The sequence below is a fragment of the Natranaerobius trueperi genome, from assembly GCF_002216005.1.
Classification (GTDB): domain Bacteria; phylum Bacillota; class Natranaerobiia; order Natranaerobiales; family Natranaerobiaceae; genus Natranaerobius_A; species Natranaerobius_A trueperi.
This window is the reverse complement of record NZ_NIQC01000101.1, coordinates 1-362: the sequence shown is the minus strand read 5'-3', so window position 1 is coordinate 362 and position 362 is coordinate 1. Positions and strand designations below refer to the sequence as shown.

The following is a 362-nucleotide window of genomic DNA, read 5'->3' as shown; positions in this document are numbered from 1 at the left end:
GGCCGGTGATTGGGGTGAAGTCGTAACAAGGTAGCCGTATCGGAAGGTGCGGCTGGATCACCTCCTTTCTAGGGAGACTTAGAACGATTTAAGCGCTTGACATCCTGTTCGGTTTTGAGAGAGCAATTAGAACTTGGGATAAATCCAAGTTAATTAGAAAACTCTAATTGTAGAAATCTCTCACTTTAGCAAGGAGCTTGGTCTAACCGAGCTGCTTATTTGTCTAAAAACCAAAATTTGTTCTTTGAAAACTGCACATTGAGTAGTAAAGAAAGAGGTCAAGGTATTAAGGGCGTACGGTGGATGCCTTGGCGCCAGGAGGCGAAGAAGGACGCGGCCAGCGGCGAAACGCCACGGCGAGC

At 47.2% G+C, this 362-nt stretch carries 2 rRNA genes; both read left to right on the top strand.

The window, feature by feature from the left end:
- Window positions 1-68: ribosomal RNA gene (locus CDO51_RS13280) — 16S ribosomal RNA — on the top strand; the annotation flags it as partial.
- A 208-nt stretch (window positions 69-276) separates the two neighbouring features.
- A 23S ribosomal RNA gene (locus CDO51_RS13275) occupies window positions 277-362 on the top strand; the annotation flags it as partial.